The organism is Streptomyces sp. NPDC001843 (assembly GCF_042891955.1).
GTDB lineage: Bacteria > Actinomycetota > Actinomycetes > Streptomycetales > Streptomycetaceae > Streptomyces.
Genome location: NZ_JBIATQ010000009.1, coordinates 68,851 through 93,960 on the forward strand (window position 1 = coordinate 68,851; position 25,110 = coordinate 93,960).

At 70.6% G+C, this 25,110-nt stretch carries 27 protein-coding genes; 12 read left to right on the top strand and 15 right to left on the bottom strand.

The genetic code is table 11. From position 1 onward, the window contains the following. Positions 1-107: 107 nt before the first annotated feature. The gene (locus tag ACFYZQ_RS22855) at positions 108-932 is read right to left on the bottom strand and encodes a hypothetical protein (protein ID WP_389150595.1); all 825 of its coding nucleotides are present in this window, start codon (positions 930-932) and stop codon (positions 108-110) included. Between the two features lie 153 nt (positions 933-1,085). Further along, positions 1,086-2,138 (bottom strand): chitinase, encoded by a 1,053-nt coding sequence (locus tag ACFYZQ_RS22860; RefSeq protein WP_389150597.1) that lies wholly within the window; start codon positions 2,136-2,138, stop codon positions 1,086-1,088. A 382-nt stretch (positions 2,139-2,520) separates the two neighbouring features. Here ACFYZQ_RS22860 and ACFYZQ_RS22865 point away from each other — a divergent pair, with 382 nt between their 5' ends. The 4 genes from ACFYZQ_RS22865 to ACFYZQ_RS22880 all read left to right on the top strand — a co-directional run bounded on the left by ACFYZQ_RS22865 (position 2,521) and on the right by ACFYZQ_RS22880 (position 5,731). After that, a complete protein-coding gene (locus tag ACFYZQ_RS22865) occupies positions 2,521-3,258 on the top strand; it encodes a hypothetical protein (RefSeq protein ID WP_389150600.1) in 738 nt (245 codons plus the stop codon). 162 nt (positions 3,259-3,420) lie between these two features. After that, positions 3,421-4,044 (top strand): sigma-70 family RNA polymerase sigma factor, encoded by a 624-nt coding sequence (locus tag ACFYZQ_RS22870; RefSeq protein ID WP_389150603.1) that lies wholly within the window; start codon positions 3,421-3,423, stop codon positions 4,042-4,044. 184 nt (positions 4,045-4,228) lie between these two features. Further along, a complete protein-coding gene (locus ACFYZQ_RS22875; RefSeq protein WP_389150606.1) occupies positions 4,229-5,326 on the top strand; it encodes an AI-2E family transporter in 1,098 nt (365 codons plus the stop codon). 108 nt (positions 5,327-5,434) lie between these two features. Then, positions 5,435-5,731 carry a GYD domain-containing protein gene (locus tag ACFYZQ_RS22880; protein ID WP_389150608.1) on the top strand — a complete coding sequence of 99 codons (297 nt, stop codon included), beginning with the start codon at positions 5,435-5,437 and terminating at the stop codon, positions 5,729-5,731. A gap of 7 nt (positions 5,732-5,738) precedes the next feature. Here the strand turns inward: ACFYZQ_RS22880 and ACFYZQ_RS22885 are convergent, their stop codons facing one another. The 5 genes from ACFYZQ_RS22885 to ACFYZQ_RS22905 form a co-directional block, all read right to left on the bottom strand. Next, positions 5,739-6,059, bottom strand: a complete 321-nt coding sequence (locus ACFYZQ_RS22885) for a GYD domain-containing protein (protein WP_389150611.1) — start codon at positions 6,057-6,059, stop codon at positions 5,739-5,741. A 214-nt stretch (positions 6,060-6,273) separates the two neighbouring features. Next, positions 6,274-7,377, bottom strand: a complete 1,104-nt coding sequence (locus tag ACFYZQ_RS22890; protein WP_389150614.1) for a hypothetical protein — start codon at positions 7,375-7,377, stop codon at positions 6,274-6,276. Between the two features lie 92 nt (positions 7,378-7,469). Continuing rightward, on the bottom strand, positions 7,470-8,192 hold the full coding sequence (locus ACFYZQ_RS22895) for a PaaI family thioesterase (RefSeq protein ID WP_389150616.1): 723 nt from the start codon (positions 8,190-8,192) through the stop codon (positions 7,470-7,472). A gap of 46 nt (positions 8,193-8,238) precedes the next feature. Then, positions 8,239-9,276, bottom strand: coding sequence for a zinc-binding dehydrogenase (locus ACFYZQ_RS22900; RefSeq protein ID WP_389150619.1), 1,038 nt, complete (start codon positions 9,274-9,276; stop codon positions 8,239-8,241). After that, positions 9,269-9,700, bottom strand: coding sequence for a 4-oxalocrotonate tautomerase family protein (locus tag ACFYZQ_RS22905; protein ID WP_389150621.1), 432 nt, complete (start codon positions 9,698-9,700; stop codon positions 9,269-9,271). The genes ACFYZQ_RS22900 and ACFYZQ_RS22905 overlap by 8 nt, the downstream gene beginning before the upstream one ends. Before the next feature lie 115 nt (positions 9,701-9,815). Between ACFYZQ_RS22905 and ACFYZQ_RS22910 the strand changes: the two genes are divergently transcribed. Further along, a complete protein-coding gene (locus ACFYZQ_RS22910) occupies positions 9,816-10,400 on the top strand; it encodes a TetR/AcrR family transcriptional regulator (protein WP_389150624.1) in 585 nt (194 codons plus the stop codon). A gap of 35 nt (positions 10,401-10,435) precedes the next feature. Here ACFYZQ_RS22910 and ACFYZQ_RS22915 read toward each other — a convergent pair whose 3' ends face one another. Next, positions 10,436-11,251 carry a hypothetical protein gene (locus ACFYZQ_RS22915; protein WP_389150627.1) on the bottom strand — a complete coding sequence of 272 codons (816 nt, stop codon included), beginning with the start codon at positions 11,249-11,251 and terminating at the stop codon, positions 10,436-10,438. Between the two features lie 354 nt (positions 11,252-11,605). Here ACFYZQ_RS22915 and ACFYZQ_RS22920 point away from each other — a divergent pair, with 354 nt between their 5' ends. Further along, positions 11,606-12,517 (top strand): hypothetical protein, encoded by a 912-nt coding sequence (locus ACFYZQ_RS22920; protein ID WP_389150630.1) that lies wholly within the window; start codon positions 11,606-11,608, stop codon positions 12,515-12,517. Here the strand turns inward: ACFYZQ_RS22920 and ACFYZQ_RS22925 are convergent. The 3 genes from ACFYZQ_RS22925 to ACFYZQ_RS22935 are packed head-to-tail and all read right to left on the bottom strand — an operon-like array spanning position 12,498 to position 15,253. Next, a complete protein-coding gene (locus ACFYZQ_RS22925; protein ID WP_389150633.1) occupies positions 12,498-13,880 on the bottom strand; it encodes a sensor histidine kinase in 1,383 nt (460 codons plus the stop codon). The two genes, ACFYZQ_RS22920 and ACFYZQ_RS22925, sit on opposite strands and share 20 nt — an antisense overlap. Before the next feature lie 13 nt (positions 13,881-13,893). Continuing rightward, complete coding sequence (locus tag ACFYZQ_RS22930) at positions 13,894-14,556, bottom strand: response regulator transcription factor (protein WP_389150636.1); 663 nt, start codon at positions 14,554-14,556, stop codon at positions 13,894-13,896. Positions 14,557-14,584: 28 nt separating this feature from the next. Further along, entirely contained in the window at positions 14,585-15,253 is a 669-nt protein-coding gene (locus ACFYZQ_RS22935) for a DedA family protein (protein ID WP_389150638.1), read from the bottom strand. Between the two features lie 213 nt (positions 15,254-15,466). Between ACFYZQ_RS22935 and ACFYZQ_RS22940 the strand changes: the two genes are divergently transcribed. Together ACFYZQ_RS22940 and ACFYZQ_RS22945 are read left to right on the top strand one after the other, a co-directional pair. Further along, entirely contained in the window at positions 15,467-15,847 is a 381-nt protein-coding gene (locus ACFYZQ_RS22940; RefSeq protein WP_389150641.1) for a hypothetical protein, read from the top strand. 10 nt (positions 15,848-15,857) lie between these two features. Next, entirely contained in the window at positions 15,858-16,376 is a 519-nt protein-coding gene (locus ACFYZQ_RS22945) for a hypothetical protein (RefSeq protein ID WP_389150643.1), read from the top strand. Positions 16,377-16,410: 34 nt separating this feature from the next. On the opposite strand, the gene ACFYZQ_RS22950 is transcribed toward ACFYZQ_RS22945, so the two are convergent. Continuing rightward, a complete protein-coding gene (locus ACFYZQ_RS22950) occupies positions 16,411-17,139 on the bottom strand; it encodes a hypothetical protein (protein WP_389150646.1) in 729 nt (242 codons plus the stop codon). Positions 17,140-17,309: 170 nt separating this feature from the next. Between ACFYZQ_RS22950 and ACFYZQ_RS22955 the strand changes: the two genes are divergently transcribed. From ACFYZQ_RS22955 to ACFYZQ_RS22970, 4 genes are all read left to right on the top strand, one after another. Continuing rightward, positions 17,310-18,077, top strand: a complete 768-nt coding sequence (locus ACFYZQ_RS22955; RefSeq protein ID WP_389150648.1) for a class I SAM-dependent methyltransferase — start codon at positions 17,310-17,312, stop codon at positions 18,075-18,077. Positions 18,078-18,697: 620 nt separating this feature from the next. Next, a complete protein-coding gene (locus tag ACFYZQ_RS22960; RefSeq protein ID WP_389150650.1) occupies positions 18,698-19,045 on the top strand; it encodes a hypothetical protein in 348 nt (115 codons plus the stop codon). Positions 19,046-19,130: 85 nt separating this feature from the next. Next, positions 19,131-20,588: an FG-GAP and VCBS repeat-containing protein gene (locus tag ACFYZQ_RS22965; protein ID WP_389150651.1), complete on the top strand. Its 1,458-nt coding sequence runs from the start codon at positions 19,131-19,133 to the stop codon at positions 20,586-20,588. A gap of 135 nt (positions 20,589-20,723) precedes the next feature. After that, the gene (locus ACFYZQ_RS22970; protein WP_389150654.1) at positions 20,724-21,710 is read left to right on the top strand and encodes an NAD-dependent epimerase/dehydratase family protein; all 987 of its coding nucleotides are present in this window, start codon (positions 20,724-20,726) and stop codon (positions 21,708-21,710) included. Positions 21,711-21,771: 61 nt separating this feature from the next. Here ACFYZQ_RS22970 and ACFYZQ_RS22975 read toward each other — a convergent pair whose 3' ends face one another. From ACFYZQ_RS22975 to ACFYZQ_RS22985, 3 genes are all read right to left on the bottom strand, one after another. Beyond that, positions 21,772-22,662, bottom strand: coding sequence for a prohibitin family protein (locus ACFYZQ_RS22975; protein WP_389150658.1), 891 nt, complete (start codon positions 22,660-22,662; stop codon positions 21,772-21,774). Positions 22,663-23,933: 1,271 nt separating this feature from the next. Then, complete coding sequence (locus ACFYZQ_RS22980) at positions 23,934-24,464, bottom strand: hypothetical protein (protein WP_389150661.1); 531 nt, start codon at positions 24,462-24,464, stop codon at positions 23,934-23,936. A gap of 113 nt (positions 24,465-24,577) precedes the next feature. Further along, a partial coding sequence (locus ACFYZQ_RS22985) for a tetratricopeptide repeat protein (RefSeq protein ID WP_389150664.1) occupies positions 24,578-25,110 on the bottom strand: 533 nt, incomplete at its 5' end.

Consider the following 25,110-nt stretch of genomic DNA (forward strand, 5'->3'; position numbering starts at 1 on the left):
GGACATCAGGAGAAGGCCGGCGGATGCGGTGCGGGCGTCAGAAATGCGTAAAGGAATCGGACCACCGCAACGGACCGGGGGAGTGGACCGGTACTGCTGAAGGGCGGTCAGCCGACGCACACCACCAGCAGGCAGAGCTGCGGCGAGGAGGGGGTGGGGGTCGCGGTGGTCGGGGTCGTCTGGGGGGACGTTCCCTGGTTCGTACCGTTCGCGGCGGGGGGCGCGGGCGCCTGCTGCGGGGCCGTGTCGCTGTTGCCGGTGGTCGTTCCGCTCGAGGACGAGGAGTCGTCGCCCTGCGCCGTAGCCGGTGTCGCCGCCGTACGGCTCGTGGGAGCCGTGTGCACCGTGTAGGCGGTCGAGGGCTTGTCCGCGGAGGGCGCGGCGTCCACGTGCGTGCTCGGCGGGGTGGTGCCGGGCTGGGCGGGGACGGACCGGGTCCGCGGGAGGTCGGTCTGCGGCGTGGCGCGGTGGGTCCCGGGCCGTGGGGTGGCCGGGCGGATGTGCTGCGACGTCGGTTCCTCGACGGCCGGTGTGGTCGGGACCTCCGGCGCGGTCGAGGCCTGGGCCCGGTGGGCGGACTGCCGGTCCATCGCGGAGACGGTGAGGCCGCCTCCGACGAGGGCGACGGCGGTCGCGACCACGGCCCGGCGCTGGTTCTTCTTCCAGCGGGCCAGTTGGCGACGCCGTGCCGCCCGCCCTTGCGGAGCGGGCGGCACGTCCTGGAGACCTTCGGACGGACCGGACTGCGGCGCCTCGTCCACGGCTTCCCACACCGCGGTGCCGGTCGCCGCCTGCGCGGCAAGGCCCGGAACCGGGTAGCCGTCGGTTGCCGTGGGCGGGATGACCGGGGCGATGTCCGGAGCGTAGGCGCCGCATCCGGGGCACATCAGGGCGCCGTTCAGATGCCGGCGGCACGACGAGCAGTAGTCCATCTGTCCACGGTCTTCCTGGGTTGACGTGCTGTCGTCCCACCGGGTCGCGAATCGGTCACGTTCGCACGTGGGATCGGATGAACAGCACGCTAACGAGTCATTCGAAAGACTGTGTGCAGTCTGTGTGATGCTCCTGCGAGGATCCCCCGGGGGTCATCCGGTGCCACCGGCGCCGCGGGTGAACGGCTCGAAGGCGTGGCTGAAGTACCAGGTGTCCTGGTCGATGCCCGAGCAGCCGTTCGCGCCGGCGGTGCCCACGCAGCCCCCGTTGTCACGCTGGAGCGCCCAGAAGGAGAGGGTGTTGATGCCCTTGGCGACGGCCCAGTCCTTCACCGTGACCGCGTCCTGGGTGGTGAAGGTCTCCTCGGGGCCGTAGTCGTCGATGCCCGGCATCTCGGTGACGCCGATCATGCTCCACAGCTTCACCGGGTTCTTCTTCGGGTAGAGGGCGGCCAGTTGCTCGTGCAGACCGGCGGCGGCCGTCTCGGTGTCGGCGGCCATGTCGTGGGTGGCGCCGTCCCAGTAGTCGAACGTCATGATGTTGACGACGTCCACGCGCGCGCCGTTGTCGACGGCGTTCTGCAGCAGGGCGACACCGCTGGGTGCGAGGCCGGTGTTCGTCGTCGGCAGGGTGTAGGAGAACTGCACCCGGTGGCCGGTGCGCTCGGCCCAGTGCTGGACCTGGGCTATCGCCTTGTTGCGGCGGTCGATCCCGGCGGAGTTCACGATGGAGTCCGCTTCGACGTCGAGGTCGATCCGGGTGACGCCGTAGGTGGTGACGAGCCGCTCGTACACCTTGGCGATGGAGTCCACGCTGGTGCAGCTGTCGGCCAGTTCGGTGCCGGTCGTGTCGGCGCCGTAGCCGCCGAAGGACGGGATGACGTTGCCGCCACGCGCCTGGATCGCGGCGATGTCGCTGCCGAAGGCCGCCGGGGAGACGGGTTGTGTGGAGTCGCCGTTCCAGTAGGCCGTGCACGAGCCCGCGGTGGCGGTCTGCAGGAACGCCATCGTCAGGTACTTGTTGCCCGACTCGGCGGCGAGCGCGGCCGGGCTCTCACCGGTCCATGACTCGAAGTACGGGGCCGCCACATGCGCCGGCACGGGCCGGGCGGACTGCGAGGGGGTCGCTTGCGCGGCGACCGCGCCACCCCCGCCGAGGGCGGCCAGCCCGGCTGACAGGACGGTTACGGTCGCGCAGGACAGCAAGGCGCGAAGCGGACGAACAGGACCAGGTCGTCTCATTGACGCTCCCAGAGTGAAGACGAGCAGGCGGAGACAGCGGAAGGGCAGCACTGAGAACGTCCGCCGGACCGGTGGGCGTCAGGAGGTTCCCCCTGACCAGGGGCGAACAGCGACCATGGTTGGACTAGACCAATGTTCTGTCAAGGTTCTTTACGGTTACCTGACCGAGCCGGTGGCCGCGCACACGGGACGGCGACGCCGTTCCCCTCAGGGGTCGGATCCAAGTGCCGGTGAGTTCCGGCAAGTTGCCGTGTTCTGGATCACACGCTGTGGGTTGAGTGTGGTTGCCTGTGGCTTTCCGTACCCCCGTGTGACGACCGGAGTCGGGATGCCAGGATGAGGCGCCATGACAGCTGGGTGGTGTGCTCGTACGCTACGCGCCGCGGTGTTCGCGGCGGTGTGCGTGCTGCTCGCCGCCCTGGGCCACGTGCTGATGTCCGGCCGTGACGTGCCCGCGTGGGCGCTGGCCGGCGGAGCCGCCGTGACCGGCGCCGCGGGCTGGTGTGTGGCGGGGCGTGAGCGTGGGCTGCCGTCGGTCGTGGCGGTGGTGGTCGCCGCCCAGGCGGTGCTGCACGAGGCCTTCTCCCGCGCCGGGTCGGCGTCCGGCGGTTCGGGCGCCATGGGCATGAGCGGCATGGGCTCCATGGACATGGGCTCGATGGACATGGGCTCTATGGGCATGGGGTCCGCTGGGATGGGCTCCATGGGCATGGGGTCCGCAGGGATGGGCTCCCTTCGCATGGGGCACATGGGCGCGAGCGGCATGGACGGGACCGGCATGGACGGGGCCGGCTACTCCCTGGACGGCGGCTCGCCGTCGCTCGGCATGCTCGCCGCCCACCTGCTCGCCGCGCTGCTGTGCGGACTGTGGCTGGCCCACGGGGAGAAGGCCGCCTTCCGCATCCTGCGGGCCGTGGCCGGGCGGCTGGCGGCGCCGCTGCGTCTGCTGCTGGCCCTGCCCGCCACCCCGGACCGCCCGCGGGTCACCCTGCGGCGCCGCCGTTCGGACCGGGCGCCGCGTGGCCTGCTGCTCGTCCATGCGATCACTTCTCGGGGGCCGCCCGTGGGCCCGGCTGTCGTCTGAGACAGCTGGTTTCCCGGGGCCGTCCGTACGCGCCCCGGGCCACGGCCGTACGACCGCACCGGCGTCAGAGCGCCGCACCGGCGTAGGGCCGCCTCCCCACTGCACCGGACCGTGCGCTGCCGCGCGCCCTCCGGATCACGGTCTACCCGAGAAGGACACCAGGTGATGACCTCTGCCCTGCCCGCCGCCCGCGCGAAAAGCGACAGGACGGCGGCACTCGACGAATCGATCACCGCATGGGCGCTGGCCGCCCGAGGCGGTGACGCCGACGCGGTCGAGCGGTTCGTGCGCGCCCTCGACCGGGACGTCCGGCGTTATGTCGCCCACCTCTGCGGCGACCCCCAGGCCGTGGACGATCTGGCCCAGGACACGTTCCTGCGGGCGCTCGGCAGCCTGCACCGCTTCGAGGGGCGTTCCTCGGCCCGGTCCTGGCTGCTGTCCATCGCGCGCCGCGCGGTCGTCGACAGTCACCGGCACGCCGCCGCCCGCCCGCGCCGGGCCGACACCCCCGACTGGCAACTGACCGTCGAGCTGGTCCAGCCGTGTGACCTGCCGGGCTTCGACGACGGCGTCGTCCTGCTGGACCTGCTGACCGCGCTGCCCGACGACCGGCGCCAGGCGTTCGTCCTCACCCAGCTGCTCGGCCTGCCCTACGCGGAGGCCGCCGAGGTCAGCGACTGCCCGGTCGGCACGGTCAGGTCCCGCGTGGCACGGGCTCGCGCCACCCTGATGAACCTGCTGGGCGAGTCGGACGAGTCGGAGGAACCCGCCGCCCTGGCGGCCTGATCATCCGGTCGGCTCGTCCCACGGGTGCCGCCCCGAACGGCGTGCGGCACCCGTGGGGCCTCCCTACGCTGAGGTCGTGAAGCGCGTCGTCGTCGACCACTTCGGCGGCCCCGAGGGTGCCCGTGCCGTATGACGCTGGTGCCGCGGGTCGTTTGCCACTGGGAACGGAGGGCACTCACCGACCATGCAGTCCCGACCCGTGCCGGTCCGGACCATCCTCACGGTGATCGGCTTGGTACTGGCCACCTATCTCGCGCTCGAGCTGGTGGTGCAGGTCCGGCGGGTACTGGTGTGGACCGTGGTCGCGCTGTTCTTCGCCGTCGCCCTCTACCCCGCGGTCGATCTGGTCGAGCGGCGCCTGCCCCGCTGCCGCCGGGCGGTGGCGACCCTGCTGGTGTTCCTCGTCACGGCCGTCGTCCTCGCGGGACTGGTCGCCCTGTTCGTGACCCCGCTCGCCCAGGAAGGCAGCCGGCTGGCGGCCCGACTGCCCGGCCTGATCGAGGACGCCCGCGCCGGCCGCGGACCGATCGGGGACCTGCTCGAACGCACCCACGCCCTGAAGTACGTCCGGGAGCACCGCGGGCAGATCCGCAACTTCGCCACCGGCCTCGGCACACCCGCCCTGGCCTTCGTCCGCGGCGCCGCGACCACCGTGGCGGGCTCCCTCACGATCTTCGTACTGGCCTACCTCATGGCGCTGGAAGGACCCAAGGTCGTCGACGGCACACTCGCCCTGGTGGACGAGCCCAGCGCGGCCCGCATCCGCCGGGTGGGCGCCGCCTGCGCCCGGACGGTCACCGGCTATCTCACCGGCAATCTGCTGATCAGCCTCATCTGCGGGCTGCTGACCTACGCCGCGCTACGGGTGGCCGGGGTCCCGTTCGCCGGCCTGATCGCCCTCTTCGTCGCGATCGCCGACCTCATCCCCCTGGTCGGCGCCACCCTCGGCGCCGTCGTCGCCGGGCTCGCCGCCTTCGTCCACTCGGTGCCGGCCGGCATCGGCGTCGTCGTCTTCTTCATCGTCTACCAGCAGCTCGAGAACCATCTCCTGCAGCCGGTCATCCTCTCCCGCACGGTGCAGCTCAACCCGCTCACCGTGCTCCTGGCCATCCTGATCGCCGCCGAACTCGCCGGCATCCTCGGCGCCCTCCTCGCCATTCCCGTCGCCGGCATGATCAAAGTGGTCCTCCAGGACATCTGGGAGCACCGCGGCGGCCGTCCCCTGAGACTGCCCATGCGCGGCGACGACGCCCCGTCCGGCCGCCCCGCCCAGAAGGAGTGAGGACCGGCTCGCGCGGGGATGCCGCCCGGACGCGCCCCTCATGCGGATTCCGCCTGACAAGACCAGGATTGTTCTCGGGATGTATTTCTCTCGTGAAGGCGGAAGAACATGCCGACGTTCATCGCGTTGCTGAACTGGACCGACCAAGGGGTCCGGAACTACAAGGACACCGCGAAGCGCGCCGAGGCCTTCGGCGCGGCGGTGCAGAAGCTCGGTGCGGAGCTCGTGGACATCTACTGGACCGTCGGTGCCTACGACCTCGTCGCCGTCGTCGAGGCACCCGACGACGAGACCGCCACCGCGGCACTCCTGCAGCTCGGCGGTGTGGGCAACGTCCGCACCTCGACCCTGCGGGCCTTCGGACGGGAGGAAATGGAGGCCATCATCGCCAAGGCCGCCGGCTGAGGGCCGCTCACGCCCCGGGGGCGCGGAAGTCCACCTGCCGGCGGGTGGCCTCGTCGATCTCGTCGACGGCGAGGAGGGGGGTGGCCCGGGTCTGGAGGCCCCCGCTGGCCTTGACGGTGAGGCTGACGGCCGCCATGGACACCGCGTCGGGGAGGTCGATGATGAGCACGATGTCGTCCTGCCCGAAGGCGTAGTAGATGGCCTCGACGTTCCCGCCGAGGCCGGTGACGACCTGCTCAACGGCGGCGCGGCGGCCACTCGCGCCTTCCCTGAGCAGCCCCTTGGTGCCCTCGGGCGTGTAGGTGGCCTGGATGAGGAACTTCGGCATGGGGAGGCTCCCGCCCATCGCTGGTCCGGTGTTCCGAGTGGCCCTTCCCGCTCTCACCCCGGCCGCCACTCACCGGACGCCCGGATTCACCCGTCCGGCCCGGCGCCCGGACATCGGCGGGCGGTCGCACCGCGGCGCATCCACACCACGCCGCATCCACACCACGCCGCATCCACACCGCGGCGCGTTCACCCACCGGACGGCAGGCTGCCGTTCACGACCGTGTGGCGGTCCCGCATCCTGCGTCGCCGTTCTCCCGCATACGCGTGTCCATCGACTCGCTGCGGTCGTACGGGTCGATCTCGGCGCCGTCCCCTGGACTCGAGGTGGCGCGATCGGCGGCGAACTTGGGGGTGAGGTAGCCGGTGAAGGTGTCGCAACCGCCGTTGGTGGTGTCCACCTTGTAGGAGACGAGCGAGAACGTCCCCGGCTCGGTGACGACCTTCGCAGGGTCGTCCCAGCTCATCACGACCTCGCGGCGCACGATGGTACGCACGACCTCGTCGCTGCCGGCCGCGGCGCGCACCACCGGATAGACGTAGGTGACATCCGTGGTCACTTCCAGCGCACCGCGCTCACCTTCCCGGTAGGTGATGCGCCCCCGGGTCTTGACCACGTCTCCGACGAGCCGCACCTTCGCCTTGTCGAACCGGCTGAACAGCAGCAGAGGATCGTTCTTGCGGCTGGGTGCGCGGAACGCGGTCCCCAGGTAGTCCTGCACGTCCTGCTGGTGCGGATTGACCATCGCGATCGCCTTCCGCGGCCGCTCCCCGCGCAGCACCGCGGGATCCAGACTGGACTCGGCGAGGAAGTCCCGGGTCCGGTCGAGGGCCTGCGCGACCTGAGCCTTGCTCATCCAGCCGGTCGCCCGTGCCGCGGGCAGACTGATCCCCGCCGTTCCGTCGGCCCACCGCACCGCGGGCGAGCCCCTGAACGGCTGGTCGAGGGTGGGCAGTTGGGTCGCCGCCTCTGTCGCCGGCGGCTTGTCCGGACGCTTCGACTCCGCGGCGAGCGGCGCGTTCCCGCCGTCGTCGCCCCCGACTCCGAACCAGCCGGCCACCCGCCCCGGCGCCAGTGCCACGACCAGCAGTGCGACCGCGACCAGGACACCCGCCACGTACCAGCCCTTGCGCCGCGCCCGCCGGACCGGTCGGTGAGTCCGCCACCCGTCCGTCGGGCCGGACTCCTCCCGCAGTCGCCGAGCCACCATCCGGGCCCTCGCGGACGGCTCTCGGGGCGCACCCTCGGTCCCGGCCTCGGCCTCCCTCAGGAAGCGCTCCCACTCCTCGTCCGGTATGGACGCCCCACCCTTGCCCATGCGCGCTGCCGCCCCTTCCCCCGCCTGGCCCCTCCCCAGGGCCTGTCGTTGCCGGTGCATCATCACACGGGGAAGGGGATCGCCGCCGTGGCTCAGGCCTGTCGCAGACCCGGGAACAGTGCGCGGACGCGATCGAGATCCGGGGCGACGAAGACCCCTTCGGCCGTGACGAGGTCCGTGCCGGGGTCCGCCCGGGCGGTGATCGCACCGCTCACGAAGACCTTGCGGTCGTCGGTGCCGGTGACGCGCGCGACGATCCGCAGCGGTGTCTCCAGGGGGACCGGGCGGTGATAGCGCATCCGCAGGGAGACCGTCAGCCCGGGCAGGCCGGCGGACGCGCGGGCGCGGCCCATGAGTTCGTCCAGGAGCATGGCGCTCATGCCGCCGTGTCCGTAGCCGGGCGGGCCTTCGTGGGCGATGCCGAGGGTGCACTCGCCGACCAGGCCATCCTCGGCGGGGGTGACCCGGACGGGCGGGGCGAGCGGACTGCCGGCTCCGGTGACCGGGCTGTAGATCCGGGTCCCCGCCGGGAACTCGTCCACCTCGGGGATCTCGCCTCTCGCGCGGCGCCGTCCGGTCAACCGGCCCGTGAGGGTGCGGACTTCGTCCGCCATGCGGTGCAGGGTGTCCGGGGAGGCGGCGGTGCGGACGGTGGCTTCCACCAGGGCGCGCAGTTCGTCGCCGAGGCGGGCGATGGCCGCCTTCTGCTGGTCCAGTTCCTGCTGGTCCAGTCCCTGCTGGTCCAGTTCCTGCCGTTCCAGTTCTTCGGCTTCTTCGGCGCCGGTGCCCGGCGGGTCGGTGAGGGAGTGCTGCATCGGGTTTCTCGGTGCGCTGGGACGGTGGGGCGGGATCCGGGGCCGGTCAGTCATCTGCCCGGACGAAGACCGGCTTCAGGTGGTTCTCGGGGAGCGCGGCCGGCAGGTCCTCCCAGTCGAGGACGTGGGAGACGACCCGCTCGGGGGCGACCCGGCCGGAGGCGGCGAGTTCGAGGGCGTCGGGGATGTGGGCGCGTACGTTGTCACGGGCGACGCGCAGGGTGACGCCGGTGAGGTACATGTCGAGCAGGGGCAGTTCGCCCGGACGGAAGTGGTTGCCGGCGCTCTCGCAGATCCCTTCCGGAGTGAGGCACTTGACGGCCATGGCGAGCTGGTCGACGCGGCCGGTGGCCTCGACGGCGATGTCGTGGCTCTGCGGGATCGGCTCCAGGCTTTCCGCGGTCGCGGCCCCGAAGCCGCGGGCCAGTTCGCGGTGTTCGGGGTCGGGGTCGACGTACAGCATCTCGGAGGCGCCGAGCGCGCGGGCGATGTCGCACACGTACAGACCGATGCTGCCGCGGCCGACGACCAGCACCCGGGCTCCCGGACGGGCCTTGAGGTGGGGGGCGACCAGGCGCCAGGCCAGGGACCAGTTGTCGCTCGCCGAGGCCATGGCGACCGGGTCGAGGCCGGTGGGCAGCGGGACCAGCATGGCGTCGGCGTACGGGACACGGACCAGGTCGGAGAAGAGCCCGCCCCAGTCGCCGCCGATCGGTGCGCCGTACATCGCCATGTACGGCACGGTGGTGCAGTGCGCGGTCAGCCCGGCCCGGCAGCGGCCGCAGGTCCCGCAGTTGATGGACCAGGGGACGACGACCAGGTCGCCGGGGGCGACGGCGGTGACCGCGTCACCGGTCTCCACGACCCGGGCGACGCACTCGTGGCCGATGGCGAACGGCGGGTCGACGCTGTATTCGATAGGCGGCTGCCGCCGCGTGGCATGTCCGGCCAGGATGGCGGAGTCGACGTCGCACGGCGTCGCGGCCACCGGCGCGACGATCGCCTCACCGTCCGAGAGGAGCTTCGGATCCGGTGCCTCACGCCATTCGACGGTGCGCTTGGCGACGTAGGTCAGTTCACGCATCGGCGCGCTGCTCCTTCGTCAGGGCCACCAGGTCGGCGTAGCGGACGACGGAGCCGCCCGCACCCCAGGTGCCCTCGGGCTGTTCGTGCACCAGCACCCACACGCGCAGCGCGTCGTCCCGGGCGAGGCCGGCCGCGGCCAGCACGGTGCTGGTCGCCTCCTCGACCAGGCCCGCCTTGCGGCGCTCGGACAGGGCGCCCTGCGGGACGGTGACCTCCACCAGGAAGCGGGGCGCGTCGTCCTCCGCGGTGGTCTGCGCACCCTCCGGCAGTTCGACGAGGTAGCTCCACGCCTGGGCGCGGAAGAAGGCGGTGTCGGGTGCGCCCTCCCAGCGCAGCAGCACGGCGGCGAGGTCGCGCTGGACGGTGCCGCGGCCCTGTGCGGTCAGGGCTCCGGCGGGGGCGGTCAGCCGGATCATGGGCATGGCGGCTCCTTCGTGCTTCGACGGACACTTGCTATGACGACCGTTATAACGACAGGTCACGGTAGACTATGACGGTCGCTATATCCAGAGGGGTCGTGTCCAGGTGGTGGAGCGGGTGGCCAGGAGCAGTACGCCGTCGCGTGAGCGGATCGTGGCCGGTGCCGCCGACATGATCAGTCGGCGTGGCCTGAGCGCCACGAGCATCCGGGAGATGGCCAAGCACGCCAAGGCGCCGCTCGGTTCGACGTACCACTACTTCCCCGAGGGCAAGCAGCAGCTGGCCACCGAAGCCGTCCGCTATACGGGCGAGTGGGTCGCCCGCACCCTGCGCAGGGAGCTGGAGGCCGGACCGGCCGAGGGGCTGCGGGCCTTCCTCGGGCTGTGGCGCACCATCGTCGTCGAGAGCGACTTCCACGCCGGCTGCCCCGTGCTGGCCGTGGCCATCGAGGAACCCCCGGCCGATGGGATCCCGCCCGCCCTGGCCGCCGCCGCCGAGGTGTTCGGCCAGTGGGAGAGCCTGCTGGCCGAGTCGCTGCGGACGCACGGCGCGGGCGCCGAGCAGGCCGAGCAGCTCGCGACGCTCGTCGTCGCGGCCGTCGAGGGCACGGTCGTCATGTGCCGCGCCAAGCGGAGTACGCAGCCGCTCGATCGCACCGCCGAGCAGTTGCAGGCGCTCATCGCCGGAGCGGTCGGGAACTGACGCGAGGTCGGTGAGGTCTTCCTCGGCGACCGTGATCAGGCAACGGCGTTGCTCTGCGCATCGCGCCGCACATCGCCCTGCGTATCGCGCTGTGACACCGCGAGAAAGCCCACGAAGCCGATGATCGCGACCGTCCACGCGAGGGTGACGGGCCCCAGACCGAGGCCGAGCCCGCCACGGGTGTGGCCGACCGCCATCCAGTCGGCGAGGGAGGCGCCGAGCGGACGGGTGATGACGTACGCGGTCCAGAAGGAGGTCACCGCGTTGAGGGCGCCGAAGCGGTGGGCGAGGGCGGGCACACAGATGGCGGCCGCGAAGAGGACGACCGATCCCAGATAGCCGAAGCCGACGGTGGCGGTGAGGTCGCCCGCGGCCGTGCCGAGGGCGAAGGTGGCGAGGACGGCCGCCCAGTAGAACATCTCCCGGCGGCGGGTGCGGATGCTGTGGATGGACAGCGTCCCCTCGCTCACGTACCAGAGGACGAAGACCGCGGCCAGCACGACGAGGAAGGCCGGGGCCGACACGGCGTAGGGCACGCCGAGGCCGACGTGCAGCACGTCGGCGGCCATCGTGCCGAACACGCTGACCATGACGATGGCGGTCCAGTAGGCCCAGGCGACGTACCGGCGGAGCGTGAACTGCACGGCCAGGGAGGCCACGAGGGCGAGGCCGCCGAGCGCGACCGCCGGTACCGGGCCGAGCAGGCGGGCGAGGAGGTCCGACGCCGTCTCACCCATGCCGGTGGTCAGCACCTTGATCATCCAGAAGTAGACGGTCACTTCCGGCACCTTGCTCGCGGTCTGCCGTAGGGAGACGAGGGGCCGGTCATCAAGGGCGTGCTTCGCGGTCATGATCCGCACGATGGCACGGTGAACGACGCGCGGCCCAGGCCCCTTTGCCATTGTTTTGATGCTTCTGTGGCATCAGTTGCCGTAGCGGGCCCCGAGCCTGAAAGCAACCTGAACACGGCGGTGTCCGGCCGCCCGGAGCGTCCCACGCGCAAGGACGCCGCCGGACGGGTGGGCGATGGCCCCTCCAGCGGTCTGACCAGCGTCGGAGACGTTCAGGATGCGTTCAGGATCTGACTGGCAGAGTCAGTTGGCCATGGCCGTCGCTCACGGTCGGTTCATGTCACAGGGCGCCCGTTCCCCTCGGGGGGAACGGGCGCCCTGCCGTACCCCCCACGGACACAGGAGTGCCCAGCCTTGGAGAATCCGGAAGTCCTCACCGATCTCGACGTCGCCGGTACGCACCGGTCGGCGGCGAGCGGAACGAAGTCGGTGATGAAGAAGCTGCCCGAGGTCACCCTGGCGTTCTGGATCATGAAGATCGCCGCGACCACCCTGGGCGAGACCGCGGGCGACCTGTTCGCGCAGACACTGAAGATCGGCTACTTCCTCACCACGATCGCCCTGTTCCTTGTCTTCGTGGTGACCCTGGTCGTCCAGCTCCGCTCCTCGCACTACAACCCGTTCTTCTACTGGACCGTGATCCTGTCGACCAGCATGGCCGGCACCACGATGTCCGACTTCATGAACCGAGACGCCAGCGCCAAGTTCCTGTCGAACGGCGCCAAGTCGCTCGGCTGGGGCCCGCAGGGGCTGGGCCTGGGCTACCCGACCGGCGCCGCGATCCTGATCTCGATCCTGCTGGTCATCTTCGCGGTGTGGAAGGTGTCCGGGATGACGTTCCAGATCCGGGACATCGTCACCTTCCGTGGTGAGGCCCTGTTCTGGGCGGCGATCCTCGTCTCCAACACCCTCGGCACCTCCATGGGCGACTTCCTGTCCGACAGCTCCGGCCTCGGCTACCTGGGCGGCGCGGCCCTGGTGACCGGCGTGCTGCTGGTGCTCCTCGCCCTGATGAAGGTGCCGGCGGTCCCCAACGTGCTGCTGTTCTGGATCGCCTTCGTCCTCACCCGCCCGCTCGGCGCCACCGCCGGCGACTTCCTCACCAAGCCGGTCGCCAAGGGCGGCCTGGACCTCGGCACCGCGGGGTCGTCCGCCGTCCTGCTCGCCGTCCTGTTCGGCCTGATGGCCTACGCCCAGGTGCGGGAGCGCCGGACCACCGGTCCCCGGGCCGCCGCGGAGGAGACGGTCACCCGCCAGGCAGGCTGACCGTGAACCGTGCCCCGGGCGTGTGCGCGGGGTCGTACGACACATCACCGCCGACGGCGCGGGCCAGGCGTCGCGCGAGCGGCAGCCCGAGGCCCGCGCCGTCGTGTCCGTCGCCCGGTTCGGCACGCCGGCCCGGCTGGAACAGCTCGCCGGCGAACGACTCCGGCACACCGGGCCCGTCGTCGACGACGTCGATCAGCACGGCGCCCGACCCGCGCCGCGCCGACACGGTCACGCTGGAGCGGGTGTAGCGGACGGCATTGGCGAGCAGGGGGCTGACGATGCGTTCGAGGAGCGCGGGGGCGACCCCCGCCTCCAGCACCGGGGCCGCGGCCTCCAGGCAGGCCCTCACCCGGTCCATCGCGTCGACGCGCTGGATCAGGCGGCTCAGCACGGGGACGACGTCGGTCGTCCCGGGGACCGTGGGCGCGTTCAGGACGTTCTCGCGGGCGTCGTCCAGGAGGGTGTCGCATATCGTGCGCATGGCCTGGGCGGCGTCGGCGATCGTCTCGTGGGTGGCGCGGGTCTCGGCGGCCGTACGGGGGCGGGCACGCCACCAGTCGAGTTCCATGATGATCCGGGTGAGCGGGGTGCGCAGTTCGTGGGACAGCTCCCCGGTCAGTTGCTGCTCGTGGCGCAGGACGGTGCGGATGCGGTCCAGGAGCGCGTCCAGTGACGCGCCCAGGCGGGCCAGTTCGACCGGGTGCTCGGCCGCGCCGAAGCGGTCGTCGGAGCCCACGGCGCTCCACTGGGTGGCCTGGTCGGTCATCGTCCGCACGGGGCGAAGTGCCCGGCCGACGGCCAGCCGGGTCAGCGCGTAGGTGCAGGCGAGCATGATCGCGTCCAGGACCAGTGACCCCAGCAGCAGGGTGTCGGCCGAACTGCGATAGGGACCGAGGTCCAGGGCGGTGACGACCGTGGCGGTCGCACGGGGGCCGGGCACGGGCCGGGAACACAGCCGGACGGGCCGCAGACCGTGGGGGCGGACGGTCTCGCAGACCGGCGCGCGCTGTACGGCCAGCCGGTCCACGGCGGGGGCCAACGGGCTGTCGGACATGGTCGACGGAGGCTTCTCGAGCAGTCGTCTTCCGGCGTAGATCCACACGTTGGCGTCGAGGAGCCGGTCGTTGACGGTCTCCAGGACGCGCACCCGGGGGCCGCTGGTGTCGACGGTCGTGGCCACGGCGGCGGCCCGGTTGCGCAGTTCGTCGTCCGCCTGGTGCTGCAGGTGACGGTCCATCACGGCGTTGAACACCACGGTCAGGACGGTCATCAGCAGAGCGGCGGTGGTCAGTGCCACGAGAGAAAGCCGGCCGCGCAGCGTGCGGGGCGCCAGACGGCGCAGGGCACGATCGGCATTCATGACGGATCGGGGTTCATGACAGGTGGTGTCCGAACCCGCGGGCCGTACGGATCGTCAGCGCGCTGCCCGCCTCACGCAGCTTGCGGCGCAGCCGGGTCAGGTACTGGTCCAGGGTGTTGTCACTCACCTGTGCGCCTTCGGGCCAGCCGGCTCGGACCAGCTCGCGACGGCGTACGGTGCTGCCGGCCGCGGTGACGAGCGTGGCGAGCAGCCGGAACTCCGTCGGGGTCAGGGCGACTCGCACACCGTGCGCGGTGACGCTGTGCCCGACCGCGTCCAGGACCAGGTCCCCGGTCGTGGCCGCCGGGGCCGGTGCGGTCCTTCTGAGGGCCGCGCGCAGCCGGGCGGCGAGCTCGGCGAGGTGGAAGGGCTTGGGCAGGTAGTCGTCGCCGCCGGCGGAGAAGCCGGACAGCCGGTCCGTGAGCTGGTGCCGTGCGGTCAGGAAGAGCACGGGGGCGAGGAAGCCGTTGGCGCGCATGGCCTGGCACACGTCCCGCCCGTCGGCGTCGGGCAGCCCGATGTCCAGGACGGCCGCCGCGATGCCGGGGGTGGCCAGCCGCAGGGCGGTCGCACCGTCGGCGGCGAGGACGGAGTCGTACCCTTCGTCGTCCAGGCCGCGGCGCAGCACGTCCCGCAGTGCGTGATCGTCCTCGACGACCAGGATCTTGTGGCGCATGGCTCTCCAGCGGCTCTTCCGGATTCGGTCACCCGCGCTCCTCCCGCGCCGCGGCGGCCCGGCGGGAACGGAGCACCTCGGCCGCCAGAGGGACCACCGAAACGACGACGATCAAGGCGACCAGGGGCAGCAGGTAACGGTCGACGTTCGGGATCGAGGAACCCAGCGCGTACCCCGCCAGGGTGAGGCCGACGCTCCACACCAGGCCGCCGGCCACCTGCCACACGGTGAAGGTCCGCACCGGCACGCCCAGCGCGCCCGCCAGCGGATTGAGCACCGTCCGCACCACCGGCACGAAGCGGGCCAGCACCACCGCCTTGGCATACCCGTACCGCTCCAACAACTCCTCGGCCCGCTGCGCTCCTTCGCGCAGCCGCTGCGAGCGGTTGTGGGCGAGCAGGGCTCCGCCCGCCTTCCGGCCGATCAGATACCCGCACTGCGCGCCGGCCAGAGCCCCGGTGGCCGCCGCGAGAAGCAGCGGCCCCAGGGTGAACTGCACGGTCCGGTCGGCCGTACCCGTGCACAGCAGGCCCGCGGTGAACAGCAGTGAGTCCCCGGGCAGGAAGAAGCCGACCAGCAGCCCCGTCTCGGCGAACATCACCACGCCGACGCCCAGGACGCCGAAAGCGGCCAGCAGCGACCGGGCGTCCAGCAGGTTGACGGCCGACTGCGAGGCGAGGAGCAGTGGTGTGGTCATCGGCCTGGAGCCTCCCTACGAATGACTACAATCGTGTAGACGTTCCGGCACTGTAGACGAGCGGTGGGCCAGAAGCGTTCCCGCCGGCCGTGAAGCCGTCACAAGTGATATGAATGCGTCAAAATGTAAGTAATCAAGAGCATTGAATTGCACTTCAGGGCTCGACCGCCCGCGCGTGCCTCTGGATTGGTATTTTCCAGGCAAGGAGGGCGGATGGGTGAGAGTGATGAGGGTGAAATGACTGCATCCTCGGAGGGTGAGGCCGAACCCGCAGGTCAAGTCGATGGAAGCGGCGGGCGAGTCTCGGCATGGGTGCAGAATCATACTCCGCTGGCCATTCCCATCGCGGGACCGTTGTCCGCCCAGTGGAGCTGCAAAATCACCCCACTGCCCGACGTCTCCGAGCTCCAGGTGCGCCTGGTGGATTCTCGCGGCGTGAATGAAACCCTGCAATGGGTGGTCGAAGAAAACGCCGGCAGCGCCCCGGCCTTGAGCAAGGTAAACGGTTCTGAACTCCTGGCCCAGAAAACCTTGTCCCGGCAAGGCGCGCGAGGCGGTGCCGCAGCGGCGAGTGGTGAAGGCCGGCCGGGCTGAGGACACGTACATGCCTCCCGTCGAGGAGTCGGTGCCGATGTCCTTCGCCGCACTGAACGAGCTGGCCCACGGCCGGATGAGGCATCTGATCCTCACCTACGACAAGAGCAGGGCAGGCGACCTCGACGACGACATGAAGAGCTCCGCTTGGGCGCCGAAAGCATGGGACGCGCTGCTGGCGCTGGATTCCTACAGCGCCTACAGCGCCGACGGCGAGGGTTTCGGCGGGACCTTCCGGGACTTCTGCGAGGCCGCCCCCCACGGTATGCGCACCTATCCGGTGACCCGTGTGGCCATGGTGGAGTCCGACTCCGTGCGCAACGACAAGAAATTCCGGCAGCACAGAATGTTCTTCGTGCCGCCGGAAGTCGACGCCTCGCGCAAGGTGTTCATGGAGGCCCACATAAAGATCGACAACAAGGGGCGGATCGCGCCGCGCATACACTTCTACGACGACACATCCGGCGCCACCGGTAAAGTGATCGTCGGCTACATCGGGCCGCACCTGCCGAACACCCGCACGAACTGACCCCGTGGGCACCAGCCGCGAAAGTCCCGTCGGCTCACGGACGCCGCGGCACGCCGGCGCCGGGAAGACCACCCCTGCGCCCGTCGTGCCGCCACAGCAACACGCTGAGTGCGACGAACCAGACGAAGCCGAGGAAGCGGCCGACCGGGATGAACACCGAGCCACCGGCCGCGACGAGCGAGCTCATCGACAGCACGCCGGCCACCCCGGTCACCATGCCGCTCCACGTGACCCAGGCGGGCAGGGCACGCCCGGCACGTCCTGTCGCGGCGACCAGGAAGACCGCCACGCCGAGGGCGGCGATGGCCGGACCCGCACCGGTGATGAAGGACAGGTCCGACACGGCCCGATACGTGGACAACTCCGCCGTGGAGCCGATCTGGGCCAGAACCCAGCTGGTGCTCGCGGACAGCAGGAGCAACGCCCCGGCGACGGTGGCCAACGCGCGGACGACACCCGCCCGTGCGTCGCTCCCGTACCTCCGTACGAACCCGGTCAGTGAGGGAACGAACACCAGCAGCGCGAGAGCGGACAGCCCCTGCAGCAGGCCGAGAGCGCGGAAAAGGTTCTCCAGCGCGGCTGGATCCTTCAGCCGATACGCCTGCGCCTCGGCGTCACTGGAGTACGGCGTCACCGTGCCGGACGGGCCCGACACCCCGGCGACGACAAGGCCGGCCACGAAGAACAGGACGTAGAGCACGCCGCTCAGAGCGCCGAGGTCCGGGCGTGGCGCACTCGTACGGGTGAGCGTGGCGGTGGACACGGAGGCGTCCCCTCCCGAGGTAGGCGATGACACCGGAGCGGAAGTCCCGGCCCCGGCGTCTCCACCCTCACAGAGCGGCTCCCGCCGGGCGTCCCGCGCGGGAAGGCCCTGCGCCTACTTCCGGGGGCGTACGGACCCGCGCCGGGTCCTTCGCGCAGTAGCCTCTGGCCATGCCCGAGACCTCGGTGGCACATTTCTATGACGAACTGGCCGATGACTACCACCTGATCTACGCGGACTGGGACACAAGCATTCGGCGGCAGGGAAACGCACTGGACAGCCTGATGGGCCAGGACAACGCGTCCGTGCTCGACTGCTCCTGTGGCATCGGTACGCAGGCCATCGGCCTTGCGCTGCACGGGCATCGCGTGACCGGTACGGACCTCAGCGCCCGCGCCGCCGCCCGCGCTGCCCGTGAGGCCGCCCACCGCAATGTCATGCTGCGCGCGGCCGCCGCCGACATGCGACGCCTGCCCTTTCCCGACGGCGGGTTCGACATCGTCGTCTGTGCGGACAACGCTCTGCCCCATCTGCTGACGGAACATGACGTCCACGCCGCCCTGGCGGAGATGCGCCGCGTGCTGCGTCCCGCCGGCCTGCTGCTGCTCAGCACGCGCCCCTACGACGACCTGCTGCGCGACCGACCCGCTTCGGCACCTCCCCAGGTCCACCAGCCGACCGGCGGCGGAGAACGGACCGTCAGCTTCCAGCTCTGGCACTGGCACGAGGACGGCGAGCACTACGACGTGGAGCACTTCCAACTGCTGCCGGCCGACGGAGAATGGCGCGTCAGGGTCCGTCGAACCGTCTACTGGGCACTCGGCCGGGACCGGCTGACCGGTCTCGCGACCGACGCGGGGTTCGCGGACCCGCAGTGGCGGATGCCGCACGAGACGGGTTTCTTCCAGCCGGTGCTCATGGCGCGCGCCGGCAAGTAGGTGCTTCCGCCCCGGCGTATTCGGCGTCGGCGAGACCATTTCAGATGATCGGCTCAGGCAGCGACCCATGGAACACGGCACACGTGGGGCGCCATGCCCTCCGGACACAAAGCCTTGATCACGGTCCGGCGGATCGCTCGCCATGTCCGCAGAGAACACACCAAGTGGAAGCGCAACTCGACCGCTTCCCGCGCACCGCTGCCCTGACCAGGATGCTCCCAGGCCCACTGCTCCGCCAGAATGCCGTACACGTCAGCGGTCGTCAGCCCGCTGCCGGGAAAAGTGCGTGCGACGGTCTCCCCGGCGATCCGGGCACTCCGGGAACCCACAGCCTCCTTGACGAGTTCCCTGACCCAGGCCAGCCCCTGCTCGTCCGCGTACAAGCCGAACCTCAGGGTCCGCGTCCTCATCGGCTCCCACCCCTCATGGACGCAGCCTGGCAGCACCACCGCCCTCGCCGCATCTGCTTTTCGCTGCTCAGGTAAACCGAACAGCGCACAGCCGGTGCTCACTGGCACGATGGTCCCGTGGTTGACCCAAAGCGCATCGCGACAGGAGAACGACCACTCGTCGGCAGCGCTGCCCCATCCGAACCAGACCCAGACGGAGACAACCGCACAATGACGAGCACTGAGCCCGAGGGTCTGCTGGAGGTGCTGATCATCTACGAGCGTCCTTCGGCGCACCGGGTCGTCTGCCACGCCCGCAGTGTCAGTCTGGAGCGGGGGGTCTTCCTCCGCGATGCGGTGCTTCCGGTGGTCAGTCCACCGGAAGCCGTCATTCACCCGGCTCGGGTGGTCCGTATGCACCGACAGCCGTTGGGGGAGTTCACGGAGCTGCCCCCCGTCTGGAGCGCCGTCGTCGAGCTCGAGGGCCCGGACCTGTCCTGGGTACAGCTCGATGCGAAGCTCCGGGCGGTCCCGCCGACTGCGGCGGCGGACACGGACAGGCCCGACGGCCGCCGCTGACCGCTGCCGATTCCTTTCCCGTACAACCCTTCAGCCCCAACAGAGGTCATCCCAGGGCCTGTTCGTATGTTCTGGAGAGGAACTCATGTCGCGGCCCCACCACAAACGCTCCCGGCGCCCCGCCGTCCTGGGCGCCATCGCCGTCGCGTCCGCCCTGGCCGGTGGCCTGCTCATCACCTTGCCCGGCGGAGCGAGTGCCGCCCCGTCGCGCCTCGCCGACGACTTCAACGGTGACGGATACCGCGACCTGGCGACCGGCGCCCCGGGCGCCGTCGCGGGAGGGAAGGCGAAGGCGGGCGCCGTGGTCGTCAACTACGGCTCGTCGAGCGGTATCACCGCCGCCCGCCACAAGACCACGTCGCAGAGTTCCCCCGGTGTGCCGGGCGACTCGGAGACCTCCGACCGCTTCGGCACCGAACTCGCGCACGGCGACCTCAACAACGACGGCTACGGCGACCTCGTCGTGGGCACACCCCTGGAGGACGTCGGCGGCGACGTCGACGGCGGTTCGGTCACGATCCTCTGGGGCAGCCCGTCCGGCCTGTCGGGCGGCACTGCGATCAGCGACCCGAACGCGTCGGGCCACGACCGGTTCGGCCAGTCACTCGCCGTCGGGGACTTCACCGGTGACGGGAAGGCGGACCTGGCGGTCGGTTCCACCGGCAAGGACGTGTGGATCTTCAAGGGCGGCTTCACCAAGTCCCGCGGCGCGGCCGGGAAGCTGCGCTTCGACGCGCAGATCGAGTCCGGCGCGTACCCCATGGGCGCCGTCCAACTGGCCGCCGGGGACTTCGACGACGACGGTACGGACGACTTGGTGGTGGGCTCCTCCGCGGGCAACTTCGTCTACCGGGGCGCCTCCACCGGGCCCACGCTGCAGACCGAGGCGGGCGCGGGGTACGCGGGCGCGCTCACCGTGGCCGACTTCGACCGCGACGGACACGACGACCTGGTCGTCGGCTCCGACTTCGTCTCCGTCACGGACACGACGGCGAAGGGCGGCTACGTCACCGTGTTCTACGGCGGCAAGGCGGGCGTCGACACCACTCGCAGCGCCGTCTTCAGCCAGGACACCGCGGGTGTGCCGGGAGCGGACGAGTCCAACGACTCGTTCGGTGGCGCACTCGCCGCGGGCGACGTCAACGGCGACGGCTATCCGGACCTCGCCGTCGGCGCCAACTTCGAGACCATAGGCTCCGCGAGCGACACAGGCAGCGTCTGGGTGCTGCGCGGCGGCGCCTCCGGCCTGACGGGGACCGGCGCGCAGTCCTTCAACCAGGACACCTCGGGTGTCCCGGGTGCCAACGAGTCGTCGGACCTGTTCGGCGACGCCGTCTACCTCGCCGACCACAACAAGGACGGTCGCGCGGATCTGTCGGTGGGCGCGGCCGGCGAGAACAGCGACGACGGCGCCGTGTGGGTCCTGCGCGGCTCCACCCGAGGCGTCACGACCACCGGCGCGGTGAGCTTCGGCGCGTCGTCCGTGGGCATCCAGAAATCGGGGGACGACCCCATGTTCGGGGCCACCATGTCGGGCTCCTGAGCCCCTTCCAGGGATGTGCGCTCACCAAGTGACCGCCAGTGCCCGAGGGTTGAGATCGATGGGGCGGATTCGCTGACCATCTGCTGTCAGCGAATCCGCCTGGCCGCGCGGTGATCCCGGTGCTTGTGTGTCGGTATGGAGATCCTGGTTCTGGGCGGAACGGCATGGGTGGCTCGGGAGCTGTCGCGGCAGGCGGTCGAACGAGGCCATCGGGTGACGTGCCTCGCGCGTGGCGAGAGCGGGGAAGTCGCGGACGGAGCGACCCTGGTCGCCGCCGACCGGCGCGATCCGTCGGCGTACGAGCCCCTGCTCGACCGCGCATGGGACGCGGTCGTCGAGGTGTCATGGCAGCCGGGCTTCGTGCGGGGAGCGCTCGACGCGCTGGGTGGCAAGGCCGGGCACTGGGTTTACGTCTCGTCCGGCAACGCCTACGCCTCCCACGCCACGCTGGGGGCGGACGAGTCCGCGGCCCTGCTCGCCCCGACCGACCGGAGCGAGGTCGACCGCGAGTCGTACGGCGAGGCGAAGGTCGCCTGCGAGCAGGCGTCGACAGCCGCTGTGGGCGACCGCCTCCTCATCGCACGAGCCGGGCTCATCGGCGGCCCGGGCGATCACAGCGGGCGCTCCGGCTACTGGGTCGCCCGCGCCGCACGCGATCCGCGAGGGCCGATGCTGATCCCCGACACACCGGCCATGCCCACCCAGGTGGTCGACGTGCGGGACCTCACCTGCTGGCTGCTCGACGCCGCGGAGACGGGAACCACCGGCACGTACGACGCCGTCGGCCCGGTCGTTCCGTTCGCGGAGTGGATCGAGCTGTCCCGCGCCGTCGGCGGGCACACCGGTCCGGTGGTCACCGCCGACTCGGCGTGGCTGCTCGCCAACGGCGTGGCCCAGTACATGGGTCCCGAATCGCTGCCGATGTGGCTGGTCGAGCCGGGCTGGGAAGGTTGGTCGGCCCGGGACGGGTCCTCGGCCCGCGCCGCGGGACTGCGTCACCGGCCCACGGCGGAGATGCTGGCCGACACGCTGCGCTGGGAACGCGAGCAGGGGCTGGACCGGGAAAGGCGCGCAGGCCTCAGCGGCCAGCGCGAGCGCGAGTTGCTCGACGCCCTCGGCTGACGGCGCCGGACCGGTCTCCTCTCCGCACCCAGAACGAGGCAAGGCGCGGCCTGCGGAGGCCTCACTTCTTGCTGCTGTCCACGATGACCGGCGTGCCGTCCGAGTCCGTACCGCACGGCACCGCGTACACCGGGTTGGCCTTCGCGGCTTCCTTGTACGCATCGAGGCACTGGTTGTACAGCACCTTGTCACTCAGCGACCGTTCGATGATCTTGTTGGCGCGGGCGATGCCCTCCGCCTCGATGCGCTTGCGCTCCGCCTGCGCCTTGGCCGTACGTGCGGCCTCGGTGGCCCGCTCGGTGGCCTGCTCCTGCTGGATCTTCTTGTCGATCTGGTCCTGCAACTTCTCCGAAGGCCTCACATTGCGCAGGTTGACGGAAGTGACGTCGATGCCGCGCGGTGCCAGTCGCTTCTTGACCAGGTCGGCGATCTCCGAGCCGATCTGCTCGCGGGCGGATGCGTAACCTTCCTCGCTGGTGTGCTTCGCGAAGACGTTGCGGATGATCTCGCGACTGTCCGGCACCACCAAGCGCTCCTGGACGGCTTCCTCGCTGCCCGCGAGCCGGTACAGCGCGACCGCCTTGGCCGGCACCACGGCCCACTTGATGGTGACGTCCGCGTAGAGCACCCCGCCCTGCGAGGAGCGCACCTCGACCACGTCCTTGTCGTTGAGGTCGAGGTCCACCGGGCGGGTGGAGAAGGACGTGACGTCGGTGAACGGTGACTTGAAGTGGATACCCGAGGTCAGCGGCGTCCCGATCCTGCCAAAGGTCACCGGCACGCCGACCTCGTAGGCGCTCACGACATGGACACAGGCGAAGGCGCCTGCCAGCACGCCCGCCACGGCGCTGAGCGCCGCCCCGAGCTTCCAGCGGCCTGCGGCGGTGCGGCCGCGGCCGACGAGAAGGAGCACTACCGCGCCTATCAACAGCAGGATGGACAGCACGAACACAGGTATCCCCCTCCAGAAACGATTCCGCGCAGCCTGGGCGCGGCCCCGGCGCATCGTAGCGATCGGAGGTGTCGGGCTGTACACATCCCGGACCGAGCGATAACTCCCCGGGACGGACTACTCGGTGCCGCCAGAGAGCGGGTAGTGCCGAGCAAGCCGGGTCACGGTTGGCGACCGGCTCCTGCTCACCCGGCATCTCGACGTGAGCTTCAGTCACCGGCGAAGATGCACGCGCCGAGCTGCCGCACAGCCACAACTGATCACCTGCGGCCGTGACCTGCGGCCGCCTGACCGATCAACGCCGGTGCGGGACAGTCACGGCTTTCGAAGGCCAGACCACGGCGGAGCCGAGGCGCGACGAGGGGTGGTCGGCCGAGCGGTCGGACACCCAGAAAGCCCTGAGCCGAACCAGGCCATCAGGTGAGGGCTCGTGGTCAGCTGGTCCGCTCCGGACGGCCCAGCTACCGCTCCCACTGTGGCGGTTGCAATGAGGATCCCGTCTGACTACCGGCGACGGCTGCGGCGAGTGCCAGTAGGGCTTCGACCTGTGCGGCCCGTGCACGGTCTTCGTACGAGGACAGCTTTCCGAGCTTCATCGATGCCAATAGATCGCTCGCGGCCTGGGAGTGTTCTTCGTAGCCGGCCATGCGTCAGCTCCCCGGTGAATTGGGTCGGTCACGGGAGCGGAAAACGTACTACGGCGACCGTCGAGCCTGATTCCCTCCCCGGTTCTGGCCGCCCGATACCGCTCGGATGGCGCAGTTTCCATGGCCGAGGCAACCCGAGGACCAGCTCACTGGCCGTGCCGCGAACGGAGACGCCAGCCGCGTTCGGGCCCTCGTCGGCAGCAGCGACAGGCGTCGTGCCGGGCGCGGGGATCCGGGTGGAGCGTGCGCCGTCGCCGTCGACCTGCCGACGTCGGCCGCCTCGGCCGAACGGCTGTGGCACGCCCGGGACGTTCACGCCGTGTACCACCATCAAGTTGGCAGCTTCCTGAGGAGCGGCGAGCTCAACTTGGGACTCGATGGTCCTTGCGGTTTGCCGGCGTGCCACGTACATCGCGATACCTCCACCGGCCAACGTACCGATGAGCGCACTGACTGTTTGGCCCGCCAGATCCCCCCACGCGTCTGACACGGGCTTTCCGACGGTCGCAGAGGCCTGTCGGGCTGGGTATGCCGAAGAGGTTGGTGGTGCTTGGCGTGTGTCGCCGCTGTGCGTCATGTGCTTCGGCGGGCACGTTCGGTGGCCGGGGTGGTGAGGGTGGTTGGTCAGTTGCTGGTGGGTACCGCTTGTAGGAGGTTGGGGACGCCGCAGGCGGTCGCGAGGAGGTCGGCGTAGGAGGTGAGGATGCGGCGGGTGTCGTTGAGGGCTGCGCGGAGTTCGGCCGCGTGTGGCCAGAGCTGTTCGTGGTCGCGGCGGGAGCGGTCGGCGGGGCGCTGGTGTTCCCAGTCCTCCAGTGCGGGGTGCCATCGGGCGAGCAGGGGTCGGATGCCGAAGTTGAGCATGGCGACGGCGAGGTAGCCGAAGTTGTACTGTCCGTTGCGTTTCGGCTCGGCCACGTCCGGGCCGTGCTGGCGCAGGACGTCGCGGGTCGTGGCGAACAGGGAGTACAGGCTGCTGAGTGCTTCGCGCAGGAGGCCCTCGTCGGCACGCAAGGGGACTACGGAGACCCGGGTGACGAGTTCTACGTAGACTTCCCAGGCTGCGCGGCGTTCGGCGTCGTTGGGCTCCCAGGTGCCGGAGATCTCCAGCACGTGCAGGTTCAGTTTCACATCCACGCTCTTGGGTGCACGCACCATGACCGTTCCCCTCGGCTGCCGACGGTATGTCCTGTCCTCGGTTTCCGTGCCTCACGTTACTGGGATGGATGACGTGGCGGGGTGTGGAGGGCCGCGGGGTGCTGCGCTGCGGTCTATGCCTGGTCTGTGCCTGTGGGGTCGTCCGGGTCGGCCGACTCGTCATGTGGCACGGGTTCGCCCTGGAGCTGCGTGACGATCATGACCGATGCTGCTACCTCGTCCGGCAGTAGTTCCTCGAGGAGAGAGCGGAAGGCGTCGTCGCCGAGGAGAGCCCTCTGTCGGCCGAGCCAGTAGAGGCTGATATGGGGCGGCCTTCCGCTCTCCAGTTCAAGCGCCAGGGCCTGCAGCGTGTACCGCACGCCGTCGGCGGGACGTTGCTGCCGAGTGCGGAGCACACCCAACTGACCGTAGCTGGTGGCGATGCCGGCGCGGTCGCCGAGGTCCTCGGCGATGGTGAGGGAGGCGCGGTAGCGTTCCTCGGCCTGCTGGTAGTCCCCCCGCTCCTGGGCGATCATGCCGAGCTGGTGGTAGGTGGAGGCGATGCCGGAGCGGTCGCCGAGGTCCTCGGCGATGGTGAGGGAGGCGCGGTAGCGTTCCTCGGCCTGCTGGTAGTCCCCCCGCTCCTGGGCGATCATGCCGAGCTGGT